General features: G+C 72.7%; 18 protein-coding genes and 1 pseudogene. 5 read left to right on the plus strand and 14 right to left on the minus strand.

All coding sequences use genetic code 11. The annotated features are described in order from the left end of the window. Window positions 1-725: 725 nt before the first annotated feature. Complete coding sequence (locus tag ACIA6A_RS01040; RefSeq protein WP_396095305.1) at window positions 726-2045, minus strand: serine/threonine-protein kinase; 1320 nt, start codon at window positions 2043-2045, stop codon at window positions 726-728. Between the two features lie 153 nt (window positions 2046-2198). Between ACIA6A_RS01040 and ACIA6A_RS01045 the strand changes: the two genes are divergently transcribed. After that, a complete protein-coding gene (locus tag ACIA6A_RS01045; protein WP_396095306.1) occupies window positions 2199-2606 on the plus strand; it encodes a RidA family protein in 408 nt (135 codons plus the stop codon). A gap of 21 nt (window positions 2607-2627) precedes the next feature. Here the strand turns inward: ACIA6A_RS01045 and ACIA6A_RS01050 are convergent, their stop codons facing one another. From ACIA6A_RS01050 to ACIA6A_RS01100, 11 genes and pseudogenes are all read right to left on the minus strand, one after another. Then, a complete protein-coding gene (locus ACIA6A_RS01050) occupies window positions 2628-3152 on the minus strand; it encodes a hypothetical protein (protein WP_396095307.1) in 525 nt (174 codons plus the stop codon). 60 nt (window positions 3153-3212) lie between these two features. Next, entirely contained in the window at window positions 3213-4283 is a 1071-nt protein-coding gene (locus ACIA6A_RS01055; protein WP_396095308.1) for a polyprenyl synthetase family protein, read from the minus strand. Further along, window positions 4280-5662 (minus strand): alkaline phosphatase family protein, encoded by a 1383-nt coding sequence (locus ACIA6A_RS01060; RefSeq protein WP_396095309.1) that lies wholly within the window; start codon window positions 5660-5662, stop codon window positions 4280-4282. Before ACIA6A_RS01060 ends, ACIA6A_RS01055 begins: the two co-directional genes overlap by 4 nt. 12 nt (window positions 5663-5674) lie before the next feature. Then, window positions 5675-6814: a metabolite traffic protein EboE gene (gene eboE, locus ACIA6A_RS01065; RefSeq protein ID WP_396095310.1), complete on the minus strand. Its 1140-nt coding sequence runs from the start codon at window positions 6812-6814 to the stop codon at window positions 5675-5677. Beyond that, the gene (locus ACIA6A_RS01070) at window positions 6814-7665 is read right to left on the minus strand and encodes a TatD family hydrolase (RefSeq protein WP_396095311.1); all 852 of its coding nucleotides are present in this window, start codon (window positions 7663-7665) and stop codon (window positions 6814-6816) included. Before ACIA6A_RS01070 ends, eboE begins: the two co-directional genes overlap by 1 nt. Next, entirely contained in the window at window positions 7665-8243 is a 579-nt protein-coding gene (locus ACIA6A_RS01075) for an EboA domain-containing protein (RefSeq protein ID WP_396095312.1), read from the minus strand. Before ACIA6A_RS01075 ends, ACIA6A_RS01070 begins: the two co-directional genes overlap by 1 nt. Next, window positions 8240-9082, minus strand: a complete 843-nt coding sequence (locus ACIA6A_RS01080) for a sugar phosphate isomerase/epimerase family protein (protein WP_396095313.1) — start codon at window positions 9080-9082, stop codon at window positions 8240-8242. Before ACIA6A_RS01080 ends, ACIA6A_RS01075 begins: the two co-directional genes overlap by 4 nt. Then, a complete protein-coding gene (locus tag ACIA6A_RS01085) occupies window positions 9079-10059 on the minus strand; it encodes an SCO3242 family prenyltransferase (RefSeq protein ID WP_396095314.1) in 981 nt (326 codons plus the stop codon). Before ACIA6A_RS01085 ends, ACIA6A_RS01080 begins: the two co-directional genes overlap by 4 nt. Continuing rightward, on the minus strand, window positions 10056-11192 hold the full coding sequence (locus tag ACIA6A_RS01090; RefSeq protein WP_396095315.1) for an inositol-3-phosphate synthase: 1137 nt from the start codon (window positions 11190-11192) through the stop codon (window positions 10056-10058). Before ACIA6A_RS01090 ends, ACIA6A_RS01085 begins: the two co-directional genes overlap by 4 nt. A gap of 113 nt (window positions 11193-11305) precedes the next feature. Continuing rightward, window positions 11306-12232: a serine/threonine-protein kinase gene (locus ACIA6A_RS01095; RefSeq protein WP_396096421.1), complete on the minus strand. Its 927-nt coding sequence runs from the start codon at window positions 12230-12232 to the stop codon at window positions 11306-11308. Then, window positions 12227-12406: pseudogene (locus tag ACIA6A_RS01100) on the minus strand (hypothetical protein); the annotation flags it as partial. The gene ACIA6A_RS01095 and the pseudogene ACIA6A_RS01100, both read right to left, overlap by 6 nt. A gap of 627 nt (window positions 12407-13033) precedes the next feature. Here ACIA6A_RS01100 and ACIA6A_RS01105 point away from each other — a divergent pair. Beyond that, window positions 13034-13357, plus strand: a complete 324-nt coding sequence (locus tag ACIA6A_RS01105; protein WP_396095316.1) for an STAS domain-containing protein — start codon at window positions 13034-13036, stop codon at window positions 13355-13357. 25 nt (window positions 13358-13382) lie between these two features. Here the strand turns inward: ACIA6A_RS01105 and eno are convergent, their stop codons facing one another. Then, on the minus strand, window positions 13383-14663 hold the full coding sequence (eno, locus tag ACIA6A_RS01110; RefSeq protein ID WP_396095317.1) for a phosphopyruvate hydratase: 1281 nt from the start codon (window positions 14661-14663) through the stop codon (window positions 13383-13385). Window positions 14664-14798: 135 nt separating this feature from the next. On the opposite strand from eno, the gene ACIA6A_RS01115 reads away from it, so the two are divergent. From ACIA6A_RS01115 to ACIA6A_RS01125, 3 genes are all read left to right on the plus strand, one after another. Continuing rightward, the gene (locus ACIA6A_RS01115) at window positions 14799-15698 is read left to right on the plus strand and encodes a MerR family transcriptional regulator (protein WP_396095318.1); all 900 of its coding nucleotides are present in this window, start codon (window positions 14799-14801) and stop codon (window positions 15696-15698) included. An 80-nt stretch (window positions 15699-15778) separates the two neighbouring features. Continuing rightward, window positions 15779-16966: a molybdopterin molybdotransferase MoeA gene (locus tag ACIA6A_RS01120; RefSeq protein WP_396095319.1), complete on the plus strand. Its 1188-nt coding sequence runs from the start codon at window positions 15779-15781 to the stop codon at window positions 16964-16966. 168 nt (window positions 16967-17134) lie between these two features. Continuing rightward, window positions 17135-18046: an endonuclease/exonuclease/phosphatase family protein gene (locus tag ACIA6A_RS01125; RefSeq protein WP_396095320.1), complete on the plus strand. Its 912-nt coding sequence runs from the start codon at window positions 17135-17137 to the stop codon at window positions 18044-18046. A 47-nt stretch (window positions 18047-18093) separates the two neighbouring features. Here ACIA6A_RS01125 and ACIA6A_RS01130 read toward each other — a convergent pair whose 3' ends face one another. Continuing rightward, window positions 18094-18750 (minus strand): response regulator transcription factor, encoded by a 657-nt coding sequence (locus ACIA6A_RS01130; protein ID WP_396095321.1) that lies wholly within the window; start codon window positions 18748-18750, stop codon window positions 18094-18096. Window positions 18751-18801: the final 51 nt, after the last annotated feature.

The following is an 18801-nucleotide window of genomic DNA, read 5'->3' on the forward strand; positions in this document are numbered from 1 at the left end:
CAACCATAGATGGCCCACAATGCGTCTGGCAACATCCGAGGACGCTTGTGCCGAAATCTCCCGGTAATGCTGGTGAATGGATCACCAGCCGAATGCCGACCCCCGGGTACTGCCACCGGGGACCATCGCACGGCCCGGACAACGCCAGCTCAGCCGCACCACGTACGGTCCACCCCGGCGCACGTCCACGGTGACCGGACCACCGTCGTGATGCTTCCTGCACCGGGTGGGCGCGCAGGTGCTCGCCGGTGTCGCCGTCCAGGTCGAGCACGTCCATCGGCCCCGGTCCCCGGCGGAGCCTCCAGCCGCCCCACGACCGAGACGGCGTCACCCGGCGCATGACACGGTCGAGCGATCACCAGATGCCCGAGGGCCCTGCTCGAGTACCCGGCCCCGCACTGCCACCCGTTCCGCTTCCCGGCCCGCCCGTCAATGCCGTCACTGTCGCAGCCGGCCCGCCCCGCGCACGACGGCCCACTCCCGGCCCGGCTGCCGTCCCCCTGACCCCCATCACCCAGGCTGTCATCGCCCAGGCCCCCATCACCCAGGCCCCCATCACCCAGGCCGTCGTCACCCGGGGCCCCATCACCCAGGCCGTCGTCACCCGGGCCGGCATCACCCAGGCCGTCGTCGCGCTGAGTGCCATCGGCCGGACCGGTGCCGGCCGCACTCAGGCAGCCCGGGCCGGCGGCGCCCTCAGCGGTGCCGCCGCACCCTTGACCGATTTAGCCGTTTTTATCAGTACTTCCCGGCGATCCCGTGACGGGTGACGCGGCGGATGCGGCACGGGACGACGGCCGGGCGACCGACGTCACCGGTGTCACGGGACCGGCCGGGGAGCCGGGCCGGGCCGGGACGGGCTCGCCCGGGTGCGCCGCCGGACTGTCGCGCCAGGAATGACAGCCACCGGCCAGGACACCCAGGATGATCAGCCCGAGGAGGCCGCGCCGGCCCCAGGCCCACTCGTGCGGCCGGTTCTGCGGACGGCGCCTCGGCCGCGGCCGCGGGACGTCCGCCGCGGCTCCCGGTCGCGCGTCGCCCCGGTCCCCCACCGGCGGCGCCGGCACCCCGGGCAGGGCGGGCACGCCGGCCATCTCGCGGCTGAGGGTGCGCAGGCTGTCCTGCAGCGCGGCCGCTTCCGGGCGGCGGGCGGGATCCTTGTCCAGGCAGCGGACGATCAGCGCCCACACCGGGCCGGGCATGCCCACCGGGCGGCGGGGGCGGTCGTCCAGGTGGGCGCGCAGCACCGCGAACGACTCCCCCGCGTACGGCGTCCGCCCCGCCACCAGCTCGAACAGCACGATGCCGAGCGCGTAGACGTCGGCCGCCGGGGCCGCCTCGCCGCCGCTGATCGCCTCCGGGGCCATGTAGTGCGGCGTGCCGATCACCGCGTGCGAGCTGGTCAGGCCGGGGCTGTCGAGGACCCGGGCGATGCCGAAGTCGGTGAGGCGTACGTCCGGGTGCTCGCCGTCGGCCTGCAGCAGGATGTTGTCCGGCTTCACGTCGCGGTGCACCACCCCGAGCCCGTGCGCGACGGCCAGCGCGGCGGCGACCTGGGCCAGCAGCCGGGCCGCCTCGCCGGGCGCCACCGGGCCGTCGCGGCGCAGGCGTTCGCGCAGGCTGCCGCCGGCGACGAAGTCCATCGCCAGCCCGAGCGACTCCCCCACGCTGAACAGGCCCCGGACCCCGACGACGTGCTCGTGGCGGACCAGTTTGAGGATCGAACGTTCCTGGACGAAGCGGGTGACCAGTTTCGGCTGGCGCACCAGTCCCTCGTGCAGCAGCTTGACCGCCACCTGGTCACCGGTGGAACTCTCCAGGCCGCGCCAGACCGTTCCGGTGGCACCCTGACCCACCGGGCAGATCAGGACGTATTCACTGCCGACCCGGCGGCCGCTGAGATCCGCCGTGGCGGCCCCGTCGTCGCCGGGGCTGGGGGTGCTGGTCGGCACGTGGGGTCGGATCCTTCCGCTACGGTCGGGGATGCCGACGATGGTGGTGCCGATCCGGGCGCGCGGGCAATGGCCGTACGCCGGAATGTCCACGGAGCGCACGGTGATCCACCCGCCCGTCACCGGCCTACCGGGTCGTCGTTGGGCAGGGTTGGCCGATGCCCACCCGGCCCATGCCGTTCACGCATGGCCGTGATGCGAAACAGTCGCTGGTGGCATGGCAGGGTGATCGGTAGCGTCCGTCGCATGAGAACCACACTGGACAATCCCGCGTCGGTCGCCGCACCGTTCGGCGACCGGTTCGCCCACGTCGCGCGGGTGGACCTGGCCGGCGGGGGCGCGTTGCTGCTGCTCTCCGGCCAGGTGGCGGTCGACGACGCGGGCGTGGTGGTGGCGCCGGGTGACATGGCGGCCCAGGCCGGGCGGATCTTCGACCTGATCGGCCGGCTGCTGGCGGCGCACGGGTCCGGGCTCGGCGCGGTCCTGCACCTCCGCACGTTCGTCACCGACCTCGGTGACCTGCCCGCGTACGCGTCGGTCCGCCGCCGGTTCTTCCCCGGCACGCCCCCACCGGCCAGCACCACCGTCGAGGTCAGCCGCCTCTTCCTGCCGGGCGCGGTCCTCGAGGTGGAGGTCACCGCCACCGCGAGCTGACGCCGGAGTGCGAGGTGGGGGTCAGCGGGCGAGCGTGGGGAACGTGCCGTACGGGCCGAGCGGGGCGATGGCGGGGCTCAGGGTGAACTCGCCGGAGGGCAGGGTGTCGAGGTCCGGCAGCCGGGGTGGGCGCGCCGTCATGCCGAGGGTGACGTGCGGCCGGTAGTCGGTGCCCACCGCGCCGAGCGGGGTCGCGCCCGCGCTCTCGGCCCAGTCGAGTGTCTCGCGGTGGAACTCGTCGAGGCCGGGCCGCCGGACGACCTCCAGGCCGGCGTAGTAGCCGCCCTCGGGCACGTAGTAGTCACCGGGCGGCACGGCGGCGAACAGCAGGCCGATGATCTTGACGGTGAAGTCCCGGGCGTGCGAGCGGGCCCAGTAGCGCAGGTCCTCCTCGGACCCGCCGTCCACGTGCAGCACGCTGACGTGCGGCGGGGCCTGGTCGCCGACGAGCATCAGCGGGCCGGCGTCCGCCCCGATCGTGGCCGCGAGCGCGACCAGCGCGGCGCTCGTCCCGGGATCCGGCAGCAGCACGATTCCGTAGGGCACGGTGCAGAGCTTAGTCGCCGGTCCGATGAGCGCCGCCTGCCCGCCCGGGGGGAAACGCGATCAGCGGTCCCGGGCGACCACTGACGAGGCCAGCTCCTCCAGGGCGGTCCGGGCCGGAACGCTGAGCGGGGCCGCGGCGAGGGCGGTCATCGCCTCGGTGGTGCGGCGGGTGATCAGGTCCTCGATGCCGTCGCGGGCGCCGGTGGCGGTGATGATGTCGCGCAGCTCGGCGGCCCCGGCGTCGTCGAGGTCGGGGGTGCCGAACAGTTCGCGGATCCGGGCCGCCTGGGCGCGGCCGGCCCGGTCGCGGGCCATGGCGAGCATGACCGTGGGTTTGCCCTCGCGCAGATCGTCGGTGACGGGTTTGCCGGTCAGGACCGGGTCGCCGAACACGCCGAGGACGTCGTCGCGCAGCTGGAACGCGTCGCCGAGCGGGTCGCCGAACGCCTGCAGCGCGGCGTGCAGCTCCGGGCCGCCGTCGGCGAGGGCGGCGCCGATCTGCAGCGGGCGGGTGACCGTGTAGCGGGCCGCCTTCATCCGGATGACGGTCAGGGCGCCGGCCACCGAGCCGTCGCCGACCCCGGAGACGAGGTCGAGGTACTGCCCGGCGATGACCTCGGTGCGCATGACCGTGAAGAGGCGGTGGCCACGGTGGATCCATTCGATGGGCAGGCCGGACTCGTGGAACAACTGATCGGCCCAGGCCGCGCACAGGTCGCCGCAGAGCAGGGCGGCGCTGTACCCGTACCGGACGGGGTCGCCCTTCCAGGATCGGCTGGTGTGCACGTCGGCGAAGTGGCGGTGCACGGTCGGGCGGCCGCGGCGGGTCTCGGAGCCGTCCATGATGTCGTCGTGGATCAGGGCGAACGCGTGGAACAGTTCGAGCGCGGCGGCGGCGGTGACGATCGGCCGGCCGTCGGGGCGCCCGGCGCCGCGCCAGCCCCAGTAGCAGAACAGCGGGCGCACGCGTTTGCCGTCGGCGAGCACGAAGCGGCGTACGGCGTCGAGCACTCCCCGGGGCGTGCCGTCCGGCCAGTGCGGCCGTTGCCGGTCCAGGTATTCGATGAGGGCGGCCTCGCAGCGGCGGGCGAGCCCGGCGGCGTCGGTCTCCGGGGCCATGTCGACGGTCATGCGGTGAGCCCGGCGAGCCGCAACAGCAGGGCCTTGACGTCGGTGGCCGCGTACGACTCCCGCGCCGACGACGCGTCGGAGCAGAGCAGCACCGGGGCGTCGAGCGGGTCGGTGGGCAGCCGCCCGTGCGAGCCCCGGACGGCCCGGGCGCCGGCGTCGAGGCCGACCACGGTCATGGTGTAGCGCAGGCCGATCTTCTTGCGGAGCAGGGCGAGCCCGGCGCGACCCTTGGCGGCGGCCGGCCCGGCCGGGTCGAAGAACAGTTCGGCCGGGTCGTACCCGGGTTTGCGGTGGATCTCGACGAGGCGGGCGAAGTCGGGGGCGCGGGCGTCGTCGAGCCAGTAGTAGTAGGTGAACCAGGAGTCCGGTTCCGCGACCAGCACGAGGTCCCCGGAGCGTTCGTGGTCGAGCCCGTGCGCCGCCTGGTCCGTCCTGTCGAGCACCTCGGACACCCCGGGCAGCTCGGCGCACAGCTTGGCGACGTCCGCGATGTCCTCGGCGGAGGCCACGTACACGTGCGCCACCTGGTGGTCGGCCACGGCGAACGCCCGCGACGTCCACGGGTCGAGATACTCCATGCCGGCCTGCGTGTACACGTCGAGGTACCCGGACCGGCGCAGCAGACGGTTCACGTCGACCGGGCGGTTCACGTCGGTGATGCCGTACTCGGAGAGCGCCACGACCGTCGCCCCGCGCTCGAGAGCGGCGTCCAGGACCGGGGCGAGGACCGCGTCCAGCTCGGCGGCGGCGGCGACCGCCTCGGGGCCCGACGGCCCGTACCGCTGCAGGTCGTAGTCGAGATGGGGCACGTAGACCAGGGTGAGATCGGGCTCGTGGTCCTTCATGATCTTCACGGCGGCCCGGCAGATCCACTCCGACGACGGCATGCCCGCGTTCGCGCCCCAGTAGCTGAACAGCGGGAACGTCCCCAGCTCGGCGACCAGGTCGTCGTGCAGCTCAGGCGGGTACGTATAGCAGTCCGGGTCCTTGCGCCCGTCGGCGTGGTAGACCGGCCGGGGGGTGACCGTCCAGTCGACGGCCGCGCCCATCGCGTACCACCAGCAGATGTTGGCCACCGTGAAGCCGGGGGCGAGCGTCCGGGCCGCGTCCCACACCTTCTCGCCACCGACCAGCGCGTTGTGCTGCCGCCAGAGCAGGACCTCGCCCAGGTCGCGGAAGTACCAGCCGTTGCCGACGACGCCGTGCTCGGCGGGCAGCGCGCCGGTGAGGAACGTGGACTGCGCCGAGCAGGTGACCGCGGGCAGCACCGTGCCCAGCGGCGCCCGGAAACCGGACGTGGCCAGGCGCGACAGCCGTGGCATGTGCTCCAGCAGGCGCGGGGTGAGACCGACGACGTCGAGGACCACGACCGGGTTCACAGCGGTACCCCCTCAAGAGGTGGTGGACAGGCCCAGCGCGGTGAGCTGGGCTCGGGCGAAGAACAGTTCGGAGGCGATGCCGTTGGCCAGCTCGGCCGGCCCGTCCGGGCGCGAGGCCGGCGGCAGCACGTGCCACGTGTACGTCTCGACGTCGAAGTGGTCGCACAGCGCGGTGTCGCCACCGGCCAGTTCCCGCAACGCCTCCGGCAGCATCCACGCGGTGTTCTCCAGCGGCGGCACGGGCGCCTGGTGCAACGGCACGTGGTAATGGATCCGCCACGGCTGGTCCTCCCCGCCCGGGGAGCTCAGCGCCTCGTCGAGGTCGTCGGCCGACAGCCCGTACGGGCCGCGGGTCTGATGCAGGAAGCGCGGTTCCACGTACTGGCCGAGCACGGCCGCGTCCCGGCGCGGGTACGGTGTGGCCAGCGCCGCGGAGATCTGGGTCTTCACCACCGGGATGCCGGCCGCGCGCAGCCGGTCCACCGCGACGGCCGGGTCCTCCCACGCGCAGGCGAGATGGGCCAGGTCGAGGCAGACCCCCAGCACGGAGGTGTCGGCGTCGCCGAGCAGCGCGACCGCCTCCCGGGTGGTCTCGATGATGCAGCCCGGCTCCGGTTCGAACGCCACCCGCACCGGCCGGGGCAGCCGGTGCAGCTGCCGGGCCAGGTCGTCCAGGGCCCGGCGGCAGGCCGACGCGCGGGCCGCGTCCCAGGGGTCGCGCCAGGCCAGCGGCAGCGTCGAGATCGATCCCCGGACCGCGTCGTCCGGCAGCAGGTCGACCAGGATCCGGGCACAGTCCATCGTGTACGCGAGCCGGTGCGGCGTGGTCCAGTCCGGCTGGTAGACCGCGTGCTTGACCACGGGCGCCTGGAACGCCTGATACGGGAACGCGTTGAGGGTGACCACCTCCAGCCCCCGTTCGTCCAGCGCCCGGCGCAGCCGCTGCCGTGCGGCGACGTCCGCGGCGAGCCCGGCGGCGACCGGCGCGGCCAGCCACAGCCCCAGGCCCAGCACGTCGGTGCCGAGCCGTTCCCGGATCGGGACCGCGTACGTGTCCAGCTGCGCGAGGATCCCCGCGAAGTCCTCGGCGGCGTGCACGTTGGTGCAGTAGGACAGATGCACCGCCGTCCCGTCGGGGTGCCGCAGCCGCATCAGCTGCCGCCACGCTTGATGGAACTCCCGGCGAACGTGTCCTGCGGCGCGGTGTCCATGGCCAGATCCAGCCGGCCCGACTGGGCGTAGAAAGCGATCGGATTGCGCCACAGCACCCGGTCCACGTCGTCCTCGGTGAACCCGGCCGCGAGCATCGCCTCCCCGGTCGCCACGGTGAGCAGCGGATCGGAGTGCCCCCAGTCGGCGGCGGAGTTCACCAGCACCCGCTCGGTCCCGTACGCCTTGAGGATCTCCACCATCCGCGGCGGCGTCATCTTGGTGTCGGGGTAGATCGAGAACCCCATCCAGCAGCCGCTGTCCTTGACCGGGGCGACGGTCACCTCGTTGAGGTGGTCGACGGCGACCCGCTCGGCGGCGATCCCGGACGCGGCCACCACGTCCAGCGTGCGCCTCGTGCCGGCGGCCTTGTCCCGGTGCGGCGTGTGCACCAGCGCGGGCAGCTCGAACGCGACGGCCAGATCGAGCTGCGCGGCGAACGCCTCGTCCTCGGCGGGGGTCATGGCGTCGTACCCGATCTCCCCGACCGCGACCACCCCGTCCTTGTCGAGGTAGCGCGGCAGCAGCTCGAGCACCCCCTTGCACCGCGGATCGTTGGCCTCCTTGGGGTTCAGCGCGATCGTGGCGTGGTGCCGGATCCCGAACTGCGACGCCCGGTACGGTTCCCAGCCGAGCAGCGAGTCGAAGTAGTCGGCGAACGACCCCGGATTCGTGCGCGGCTGCCCGAGCCAGAACGCGGGCTCGACCACCGCGCGCACCCCCGCATCGGCCATCCGCCGGTAGTCGTCGGTCGTACGGGAGGTCATATGGATGTGCGGATCGAAGACGCGCATCATTGCTCCTTGTTCGTGACCAGGGCTTCGGCATCCTCAGGCATGGCCCGGCCGGCCGCCTCGCGCTCGACCGCCAGGGCGGTGAGCATCCCGGTCAACGTGTCGTCGGCCCGCTCCTCCAGCCGGTCCACGACGGCCAGCGGGATCCCCATGAACACGCACTTCACGACCCCCTGCCGCCAGGTCGCGTCGTCGAGATGCCCGGCGTAGGGCCCGAGCGCGGCCGCGACCAGCCGTTTGTCGTTGGTCCGCAACGCGTCCTCGGCCAACGGCACCCCGGCCGCGCCGATGTCCAGCAACGGCAGCGCCCGCAGGACGGCCAGGCGCTCGGCCGGATCACCCTGCCAGTACAGCCGCGCGACCCGCTCCGGATCGTCCAGCGCCAGTAGCAACACCACCCGGCCGGCCTCCGCGGCGGTCCAGCCGTCCGCCACCGGCTGCCGGCCCAGCTTGCGCCCGGCCCGGGCGAACAGCGACCCGGCGGCGTCCGGGTCGGCACGCACGCGGGCCACGGCGTCGGTCAACCACAAGTGCTCCGGTACGCCGGTGAGCGCGGCCCGGATCTCCTCAGCTCTCATCGCGCGGCCTCCGTCAGGAACTCCAGCGAGCGCCGGGCGACCATGGGAGCGGCGTGCGAGTGCCGCGGCAGCTCCACCGCGACCAGCCCCCGGTATCCGCCGTCCCGCAACGCCCGCAGCACGGGACGGAACGCGATCTCCCCGTCCCCGAACTCCAGATGCTCGTGCACCCCGCGCCGCATGTCGTCGATCTGCACATTGACCAGGTACGGTGCGGCGGCGGCCACGCAGTCGGGCACCGGATCGGGCTCGACGGCCCGGCAGTGCCCGATGTCGAGGGTCAGCCCGAACCCGTCCGGAGCCCCCATCGCGTCGCGCAACCGGTGCCACCCGGCCAGATCCTCGACCAGCATCCCCGGCTCCGGCTCGAACCCCACCGGAACGCCCTGCCCGGTGGCGAACGCGGTCATCTCGGCACACCCGTCCACCAGCCGCTGCCACGCGACGTCCGCGGCGACCTCGTCCGGCCGCACCCCGGCCCAGAACGAGACGGCCTCAGCTCCCAGATCGGCCCCCACCGACACGGCCCGGCGCAGAAAGTCCAGCCGCACCTTCCGGTCGTCGTGCAGCAGCGTCGGGGCATGCTTGCGCCACGGATCGAGCAGATACCGGGCGCCGGTCTCGACAACCACCCCGAGCCCCCGGTCCCGCAACTGATCGGCGACCTTCGCCACCCGCCCCGCCAGCCCGGCCGCGAACGGGTCGAGATGGTCGTGGTCCAGCGTGAGCGCCACCCCCACGTACCCGAGGTCGGCGATGACCGCGAGCGCGTCCCCCAGCCGATGATTGGCGAACCCGTTCGTCCCGTACCCGAACCGCAGCCCCGGATCCCCCGTCACGTCGGCGAGACCGTCCGTGCGAGCCGCCGGGCCAGCGGCGCCGCCATGGCCAGGGCGAGCCCCACCAACGGCCGACCGGACCGCGAGATCAGCGCTCCCTGCAGCGCGGGCAGCCCGGTGATCCCCGCCCCCACCGAGGCCCGCACCCGGCCCGCGCCCGGATCAGCGAAGAGCCGCGCCTGCGCCGGCCCGTAACCCCGGACGTACTCCCCCACGAGAATTGCGGTAACCGCGTCCCGGCCCCGCCCACCCGCGAGAACGACCGTTCTTTCCGCGTTGCCGGACCTTACTGCGCTGCCGGACCTTTCCGGGTCGCCGACTCTTTCCGGGTTGCCGGCTCTTTCTGCGTTGCCCCCGGGCCGGGCCGGGCGGGTAGCGGCCACGACAGCGGTGAGGGCGGCGGTGGTCGCCAGGGTCGCCGACGGCAACGCCGCCGACGGGCTGCCGGACACCTCGTGCCGGGACAGCGCCGTCACCGTGTACGTGTGGACGGCTATCGCCGCGGCGGTGGGCACCGCTCGTACCGGATGGCCCGGTGTCGCCCCCAGCAGCACGTCGAGCGCGCGGCACAACGCCATGCCCGCCGGGCCGGCCGCGGTGTTCTTGAGACGCAGGTCGTAGGCCCAGACCGCGGCGGCCAAAGGGACAGCAACCGACAACGCCCGTCCGCCGCCCGTGCGACCGGCGACCGCGAGTCCGGCCGCGGTCAGTCCCGCGGCGACTCCGAGCGCGGCCGTCGGTGAGATCCGGCCGGAGGGGATGGGCCGTTCGGGGCGTTCGGTGGCGTCCAGGTCGCGGTCGGCCCAGTCGTTCGCGGCCATGCCCGCCCAGTAGAGCAGCACCGACGCGGAGGCGAGCCCGGCACTGCGGCGGCCGAGCACTCCGGCCGCGGCCGCCCCGGCCAGGACATCACCCGGGACGGACAGCGCCGCCGGTGCCCGGACGAGTTCGGTCAGCGTACGGAGTGGATTCTTCATCCCCGCAGCCCGGCGGCGAACGTCACGAGCTCGGCCCACTGCTCGGCCAGGGCGGACGGTCCGTCGCCGAGCGGATCCTTGAAGAAGAAGCCGAGCTCGGTGAGCGGCCCGCTGCGGCCGGCGGCGTGCGCGGCCGCGGTGAGCCGGGCCAGGTCGAGCACGAGCGGCGCGGCCAGGGCGGAATCGCAGCCGTGCCAGGTGAATTCCATCCGCATCGCGGTGCCGAGGAAACCGGAGAACGTGACCAGGTCCCACGCGGTCTTGAAGTCGCCGATCTCCGCGACGTAGTCGATGCGGCTGGTCCCCTCGGGTTCGTAGCCGAGCGCGTCGCCCAGCACCCGCTGCTTGCTGGCGACCTTGGCGGCGTTCGCGGCCGGGTCGGCCAGGTTGGCGCCGTCGCCGCCGCCGAGCAGGTTGAGCCCGGACCAGCTCGTCACCCGCAGGTGCCGCAGCGCGAACATCGGCGCGAGCACCGACTTGACCAGGGTTTCCCCGGTCTTGCCGTCATTGCCGGCGTAGGGAACGCCTTCCTGCCACGCCAGCTCGGCCAGTGCCGGCAGCCGCGCCCCGGTCGACGGCGTGAAGTCCACAAAGGAACAACCAGCCTTCATGGACGCGTACGCACCGAGCGCGCTCGACGGCAGCACCGGCTCGCTGCCGGTCAGCGCCTGCTCGAGATCGGCCAGCGTGGCGTGCGCCGGATGCGGCTCGATGACGGGTTCGGTGGTCGCGACGTCGATGACCACCACCCGGTCCAGTGCGTGCCGGTCCCGGAAGTCCCGCAGATCGGCGACGATCCGCTCGGCGACCACGGCCTGGGTGTCCCCGGTCGGCAGTGGCCGCAGCTCCTTCTCGACCGCGGCGAGTTCCGAGGCCAGCGCGGCCACGAGCCGCCCGGGCAGCACCCCGGCGGCGGCGAGCGCGTCGGCTTTCTTGACCAGCGGCAGCGTGACCACGTCATGCCCACCGAAGACAAGATCGGACCAGGCGGGCAGGGCCGGGCTGCGCAACGGCGGCAGCTCGGTCACACACCCGGTGGCGTCGGCCAGCCGGGCCCGCAACGCGGCAGCCCCGACAGTGGCGGTGACAGCCACCGAGCCACGAGCGCCGATGAACCAGATTCCGGTACGCATGCAGCATCCTCCCGGGGGTCCCACGTAACACTTTGTGTCGCTTGTGTTACGTGAAGCGACGCTAACCCAGGCCCCGGGAGAAAGGAAACCCTCGATATGAAGAAAGTTTCCGATCAGCGAGAAGGAACTTTCCGTCGCTCCCGACGAAAGTGCCGCCGGCTGCTCGACAGCCGGGCGCTCACCGGCCGCAACGAGTCCTCCAGGATCCGGGCCACCTCAGCCGCGGCCGGCCGCTGGTGGGGGCGTTTGGCCAGGCAGTCCTGCAGGAGGGCGGACACCACGGGAGGCAGCCCCTCGATCACCGGCAGCGCGGGCGGCTCGGCGTACAGATGGGCCCGGACCATCTCGGTCACCGTCGACGCCTGCCACGGCATCCGCCCGGCAAGCGCGCGGTACAGCAGCAGCCCCACGCCGTAGACATCGGCCGCGGCCCGCACCGGCCCACCGTCCAGCCGCTCGGGGGCAAGATACGCGGGGGTCCCCAGCACCTCACCGTCCTGCTCGTCGGCCGACCCGATCGGCGCGGAGATCCCGAAGTCGAGAAGCTTCACCCCGCCGGATGTGACCATGACGTTGCCCGGCTTCACATCCCGGTGAGCCACCCCACCGGCGTGCGCGGCCGCCAGCCCCGCCGCCACCTGCGAACAGATCCGCACGGACGTCCGCCACGGCAACGGCCCGTCCGCGAACACCTGGGCCAGCGTCCGCCCCTCGACCAGCTCCATGACCACGTAGGGGGTAGCCGGCGCCCCGAACTCCCCGGGCTCCTCCCCGAACTCGTAGACCTCGACGACATTGGGATGCCGCAGCCCACCCACGGCCCGAGCCTCGACCCGCAGCCGATCACCCCCGGCCGAGACCTCCCCCGACCAGCCACCGTCAGCCCGGCCACCGTCAGCCCAGCCGCCGCCAGCCCAGCCGCCGCCAGCCCGACCACCGTCAGCCCGGCCACCGTCAGCCCGGCCACCGTCAGCCCAGCCGCCGTCAGCCCGGCCACCCGGTGCATCCGCCCCCGCCACCGGGGCGCCCGGCCCGTCCACCTCGAGCGCACCGACCCGCCGCACTCCAGTCACGGAAAGTACCTTGATGGCGACGTAGCGCTCCATGACCTGGTCATACGCCCGCCACACGACGGACATCCCACCCACGCCGAGCCGCTCGTCCAGCCGGTACCGATCTTCCACGGGCCGCCCCTTGCCCGGGACCTCCCCCATGGAAACCTTCCCACCACCGGGCCATGCGTGATCCACATCGCATAGTCCCTCCCTGTTGATGACCCGCACACACTCCGTTCAAGCCCCATTCCCTCGGCCCGTCTATGAGTCGCCCGCATGAACCCCCGCCACCCCGCTTCGACGCACCTCGCGCACCGGTCAGCGGTCCGCCCGGCCACGGCGCGGCGACAGCCCGGCCACGGCGCGGCGACAGCCCGGCCACCGGCCCGGAGCAACCACCGGCCGGCCTGGCGGGTGCGAACAGGCCAGCCCGTGGCGGAGCGGCAGGACGAACCATGCGCCCCGCCGCTCGGCCCGCGGGACCCAGCGCTCGAACCATGGGCCCAACGCTGGAACCGCGAGCCCAACGCTCGAACCGTGGACCCAGCGCTCGAACCGTGCGCCCGGCGCCGCACCGGGCGCCTTGATCGATTCTTCGGGACGCGGCGACATTTTCTTGTCGAATGTTCTCGCAGGTATCACCCCCTCGCTGCCGTGGTATCGCGGTCGCCGGCTCCGTTTCCGGCGCCGGGTGAGCGCCGTTGTCCTCGTGGCCGGAGTCGACCGCGGGAGTGATCACCGTTACGCTGACGGCTGGACACGCAGGACAAACCGGAAGGTAACGCGATGTCTGACAGCGTGGATATGGAGTCTCGGCCCGACGGCGACCTGATCATCCAGCCACATGGGGTTGTCGGTCCGGATTGTGCGGCTGAGCTGCGCCGGGTGCTGGACCACGCGGTGCGGCGGGTCCGGCCGTCACGGCTCATCCTCGACCTGGGTGACGTCTCGCACCTGGACTCGATCAACCTCGGCACGCTCGCCGCCGCGTGCACGATCTGTGACGACCAGCGCGTGGCGATCTTCCTGGACAACAGCACCGCCGCCATCGCGGGCCAGCTGACCGCGGCCGGAGTGCCGCGCCAACTGCTCCGGCACACCCTCTCCTGACCGCGGGCGCCTCGAGCAGGACAACTCAGCGGCGGAGGGTGAGGGCGGCGCCCTGATACTTCGCTCGGTCGCCCAGTTCTTCCTCGATGCGGATCAGCTGGTTGTACTTCGCGGTGCGATCCGAGCGGGACAGCGAACCCGTCTTGATCTGCCCGCACCCGGTGGCGACGGCCAGGTCCGCGATGGTGGTGTCCTCGGTTTCGCCGGACCGGTGCGAGATGACGGCCGTGTAGCCCGCGTCGTGGGCGGCACGGACCGCGGCCAGGGCCTCGGTCAGTGTGCCGATCTGGTTCACCTTGACGAGGATCGAGGTGGCGTAGTCGCCGGCGATGCCAGCCTGGAGCCTGGTCACATCCGTGCAGAACACGTCGTCGCCCACGAGTTGCACGCGATGACCGATCGCCTCGGTCAGCCGGGTCCAGCCCACGATGTCGTCCTGCGCCATGGGGTCCTCGATCGAGGAGATGGGATACCGCTCGCACAGCTCGGCGACATAGCCGACCTGGTCGTCGATCGAGCGCTTGCGGCCTTCACCGACATAGTCGTAGACGCCGTCGTAGTAGAACTCCGAGCTTGCCGGGTCCAGGCAGAGGGTGATGTCGCTGCCCGGGGTGTATCCGCTCTCCTCGATCGCGAGCATCAGGAAGTCGAGAGCCTGTTCCGCGGTGGTCAGCTCCGGGGCGAAGCCACCCTCGTCACCGACGTTGAGGTCGTGACCGGCGACGGCGAGCTTGTTCTTGAGGGTGTGGAACACCTCGGAACCCATCCGGACGGCCTCGGCGAACGACGTCGCACCGACCGGGGCGATCATGAACTCCTGCATGTCGAGCGCGTTGTCGGCGTGGACACCCCCGTTGAGGATGTTCATCATCGGGATCGGCAGGACAGTGGCCTCCGGGCCACCGAGATACCGGTAGAGCGGTTCGCGCTGGGCGGCCGCCGCTGCCCGGGCCGTCGCCAGGGACACCCCCAGGATCGCGTTGGCACCGAGACGGCTCTTCCCCTTCGTACCGTCGAGGTCTTTCATGGTTTCGTCGACGTGGGACTGGTCCTGCGCCTCGAGGCCGGTCACGGCGGCGGCCAGCGGCCCGTTGACGGCCGCGACGGCCCGGCGCACGCCTTTGCCGTGGAAGCGGGCCGGGTCACCGTCGCGGAGCTCGACAGCCTCATGAATGCCGGTGGAGGCGCCCGAGGGGACCGCCGCGCGGCCCCGTGAACCGTCGGTGAGGACGACGTCGACCTCGACGGTCGGGTTGCCCCGGCTGTCCAGGATCTGGCGGCCGATGACTTTCTCGATCACGGTCATGCTGACTCCCCGTGTCCGGTGATGGGCTTGTCGGGGCGAAAGTCTTACAGACCGGGGAGATCGAGAACCGGTTGTCCACAGGCGAGGCTCGTCACGTTGACCCGTACCTTGAGGTGCGGGTTTAAGGTCCTCAGCATGCGAGTGGGAGAGCTGGCGCGACGGACCGGGACGACCGTTCGCGCGTTGCGTTATTACGAGGCGGCCGGGCTGGTCGTGCCCCGGCGGCTGGGCAACGGCTACCGGGAGTACGAACCGATAGCCGAGCGGATGGTCGCGCAGATCAGGGAGCTGACCGCTCTCGGGCTGACCGTGCAGGAGACCCGTCCGTTCGTCGAGTCGCTGGCGGACGGCAACGACAGGCCCGACGCGTGCGACGCGGCGCTGGCCACCTATCGCAGTGCCATCACCGAGCTGCAGAGACGTATCGGTCAGCTCACCGCGCAACGCGAGGCCCTCGACGCCCGGCTCGACGCCGCGGCGGGCGAGGTCGTCAAGCTGGGTGACGCCGGCATTCACGATCCGGGCCGGCTGGTCGGGGCCCGGATGCCGTCGCTGCGGTTCTACGCCACCGACGGCAAGCCCGTCGATCTCGGGGCGCTCGGTGCGGGTCGCAGCATCATCTTCGTGTTCCCGCTGACCGGGCGGCCCGGGGTCGACCTGACCAACGGGCTCAGCGAGATCCCCGGCGCCCGGGCCGGGACCGAGCAGGCCTCCTGGGTCCGCGACCATCACGGTGAGCTGCTCCGGGTCGGTGCGGCGCGGGTCTACGGGCTGTCCGCCCAGCCGGCCGGTTACCAACGCGAGCTGGTGCACCGCATGCGCCTGCCCTACCCCCTGGTGCCGGATCCCCGGCTGACGCTCGCGGCGGCGATCGGGCTGCCGACGTTCACGGCCGGGGACATGACGCTGTATCTCCGGCTGACCCTGGTCGTGCTCGACGGCGTGATCGAGCACATCTTCCACCCGATCTCCGAGCCGGCCTCGCACGCCCTCGACGTCATGCGCTGGTTCACCCGCCGCAAGGACCGGCCGTGACGACGGCGGTGATGGTGCGGCGGGCCGGTCCGGGCAGGGCTGCCCGGCGGCGCGATCGCGCGGATGTGACACTCGCGGTGATGTCTGCGAATCATACGAACGGGATCCCGTGGCGCGAGGCCTTCGCGAAAGCCGCGACGGTGGCCGCCCCACTGCCCATCGAGACCGTCGCCCTGCGCGAGGCCGCGGGGCGGGTCCTGGCCGGGCCCGTGCACTCCCGCACGGATCTGCCGGGTTTCGACACGGCCGCCATGGACGGGTATGCCGTGTGCGGCTCCGGTCCGTGGCAGGTCACCGGCAGGCTGCTCGCCGGTGCGCCGCCGTGGGCCGCACCCCTGACGCCGGGGCAGGCGGTGGAGATCATGACGGGGGCGGTCGTGCCCGCCACGGCAACCGCGGTGATCCCGTACGAGGAGGTGGTCGTCGACGGCTCGACGGTTTCCGGCGTCGCCGGGCGACGCCGCCACATCCGGCGGGCCGGGGAGGATGCGCGGCGCGGCGATCCGCTGGTGCCCGCCGGCCGGCGCCTGACCCCGGCGGTGTGCGGGCTGCTGGCCCAGGGTGGGGTCGACGTGGTGCCGGTGCACGCGGTGCCCCGGGTGCGGTTGCTGGTCACGGGCGACGAGATCGTGCCCAGCGGCGTGCCGGGCGCGGGCAGTGTCCGGGACGTCTTCGGCCCCATGATCACGGCGTTGACCGCGACGGCCGGAGGATCCGTCACCGACCATCGCATCGTGCGCGACGATCCCCGGCTGCTGGCCGAGGCGATCGCCGCCACGGACACCGAGATCGTGGCCGTCAGCGGGTCGTCGTCGGCCGGGCGGGCCGACCACCTGCGGGACGTTCTCGACGGGGCCGGGGCACGGATGGTCGTCGATCAGGTGGCGTGCCGGCCGGGGCATCCGCAGGTCCTCGCCGCGCTTGCCGGTGGCAGGTGGCTCGTCGGGCTGCCCGGCAATCCGTTCGCGGGCCTGGTCGCCGCGGTGACGTTGCTCCGGCCCCTGCTGTCCGCGATGAGCGGGGCGCTCCCGGTGACGACAGCCGCGGCGGGTCTGCTGCGGCTGCCGGTGCTCGGCGACGTCCGGGTGACGTCCGGGATCACCCGGCTCGTGCCGGTGGTGACGCGAGGTGATCACGCGATGGTGGTGCCGGGATCGCGGCCGGCCAGTCTGGCGGGTGCGGCCGCGGCGGATGCTCTCGCCGTGCTCGAGGACGGCTGGGTGGGCGGCGCGGCAGCCGATCTGCTGTCGCTGCGGGGATGGTCATGAGCGGGCGGCGGCTGCCGGACGGTCTTCGCAGGGCACTCCGGGCATCGATCGGTTCGGCTGTTCCTACGGCCAGGACCGGTCCTTGCCGTCGCGGTGCCCGGTGTGACGCCGTCCATGGGAGCCGGGAATGACGGAGGGCGGTCGGCGAAGTTCGTTAGGGTTGGCGACGTGAAGAACCGGCGATGGCGCATCGGGAGTGCGGTGACGGCGGCCGTCGCGGTGGGTGTCGCCGGTGTTCTCGGGCTGCACTCGCTGGTGCCGGGATGGCTGGGGACGGCGATCGACAGTGGACTCCCCTGGTTCGGGGTGGTGCTGCCGCTGCTGCTCGGCGCGTCGGTGGTCCGGCGGTCCCGGTGGGCGTTCGTGGTGAGCCTGGTTCCCTCGATCCTGTGGACAGTCATGTTCGGTCCGGTTCTCGTGCCCCGGTCCGGTGCCGACCACCACGATCTGCGGGTCGCCACCCTCAACCTCGGAGCCACCAACCCGGAGCCGCGGACGGCGCTGGCCGCGGTCGCCGAGGCCGACCCCGACGTGCTGGTGCTGCAGGAACTCACCGTCGGCAACCGGGCCGCCGCGGGCCTGGCGCTCGACCGGACCTGGATCCACCACACGGTGACCGGGACCGTCGGGATCTGGAGCAAGGTGCCGCTGTCCGACATGTCGCCGGTCGACATCGGGATCGGGTGGACCCGGGCCCTGCGGGTCACGGTGCCGACCCAGGACGGGCCGCTGCGGATCTACGTGGCGCACCTCGCCTCGGCCCGGCCCGCGGCGACCGCCGAACGCAACCAGACCGTGGCCTCGCTGGCCCGGACCATCGCGGCGGACGAGAGCCCGCGGTTGCTGCTGGCCGGCGACCTCAACACGACCACGACGGACCGCCAGTTCGCCGCGTTCGAGCCCTTGGAGGACACCCAGGTCGAAGCCGGCTCGGGTTTCGGATTCACCTGGCCGTCGAAGCTTCCCGTCATGCGGCCGGACCACATCCTGCAGCGCGGCATGTCCACCCAGCGGTCCTGGGTGGTCGAGGCACCGGGCAGCGACCACCGTGCCGCGTTCGCGGAGCTCGACACCGCCTGACCCGCGGCGACGTCGAGCAGGGCAGACGACGGGCGGCAGCCACCGGGTCAGGCCTGGACGACCAGCCGGAACCCGACGCCGCGGCGGTTCTCGATCCAGCCGGCGTCGCCGAGTTTGCGGCGCAGGCTGGCGACGTGGAAGTCGAGGGTCTTGCCCGGCCCGAAGAACGAGGGACCCCAGATGGTGTCGAGGATGTGCCGGCGCGCGACCACGGCTCCGGGGTCCGCGGCGAGCAGCAGGAGCAGGTCGTACTCCTTGGGGCTGAGCGAGACCGGGATGCGGTGCAGGCGTACCTCCCGGGTGCGGGTGTCGATGCTCAGCGGGCCGTGCGTGCGGACCGGGACCTCGGCCGAGGGCCGGGTCCGGCGGTCGACGGCCCGCATCCGGGCGACCAGTTCCCGGACGCTGAACGGTTTGGGCAGGTAGTCGTCGGCGCCGAGTTCCAGGCCGAGGACGCGGTCGGTCTCGTCGCCGCGCGCGGTCAGCATGATCAGCGGGATGTCGCCGTCGCGGCGCAGCCGGCGGCAGACCTCGATGCCGTCGATGTCGGGCAGCCCGAGGTCGAGCAGCACCATGTCGGTGGGCGGGGCGGCGAGCGCGGCCGCGCCGGTCGCGACGTGATCGGCGACGATGCCGTAACGGGCGAGTCCGTCGACCAACGGCTCGGCGATGGACTCGTCGTCCTCTACCAGCAAGACCCTCATGCGCAACAGTACGGATCACCGGCCCCGCGCGGTTCAGAAAGGTGACCGGAC

Source organism: Actinoplanes sp. NPDC051494 (assembly GCF_044454705.1).
Lineage (GTDB): Bacteria > Actinomycetota > Actinomycetes > Mycobacteriales > Micromonosporaceae > Actinoplanes.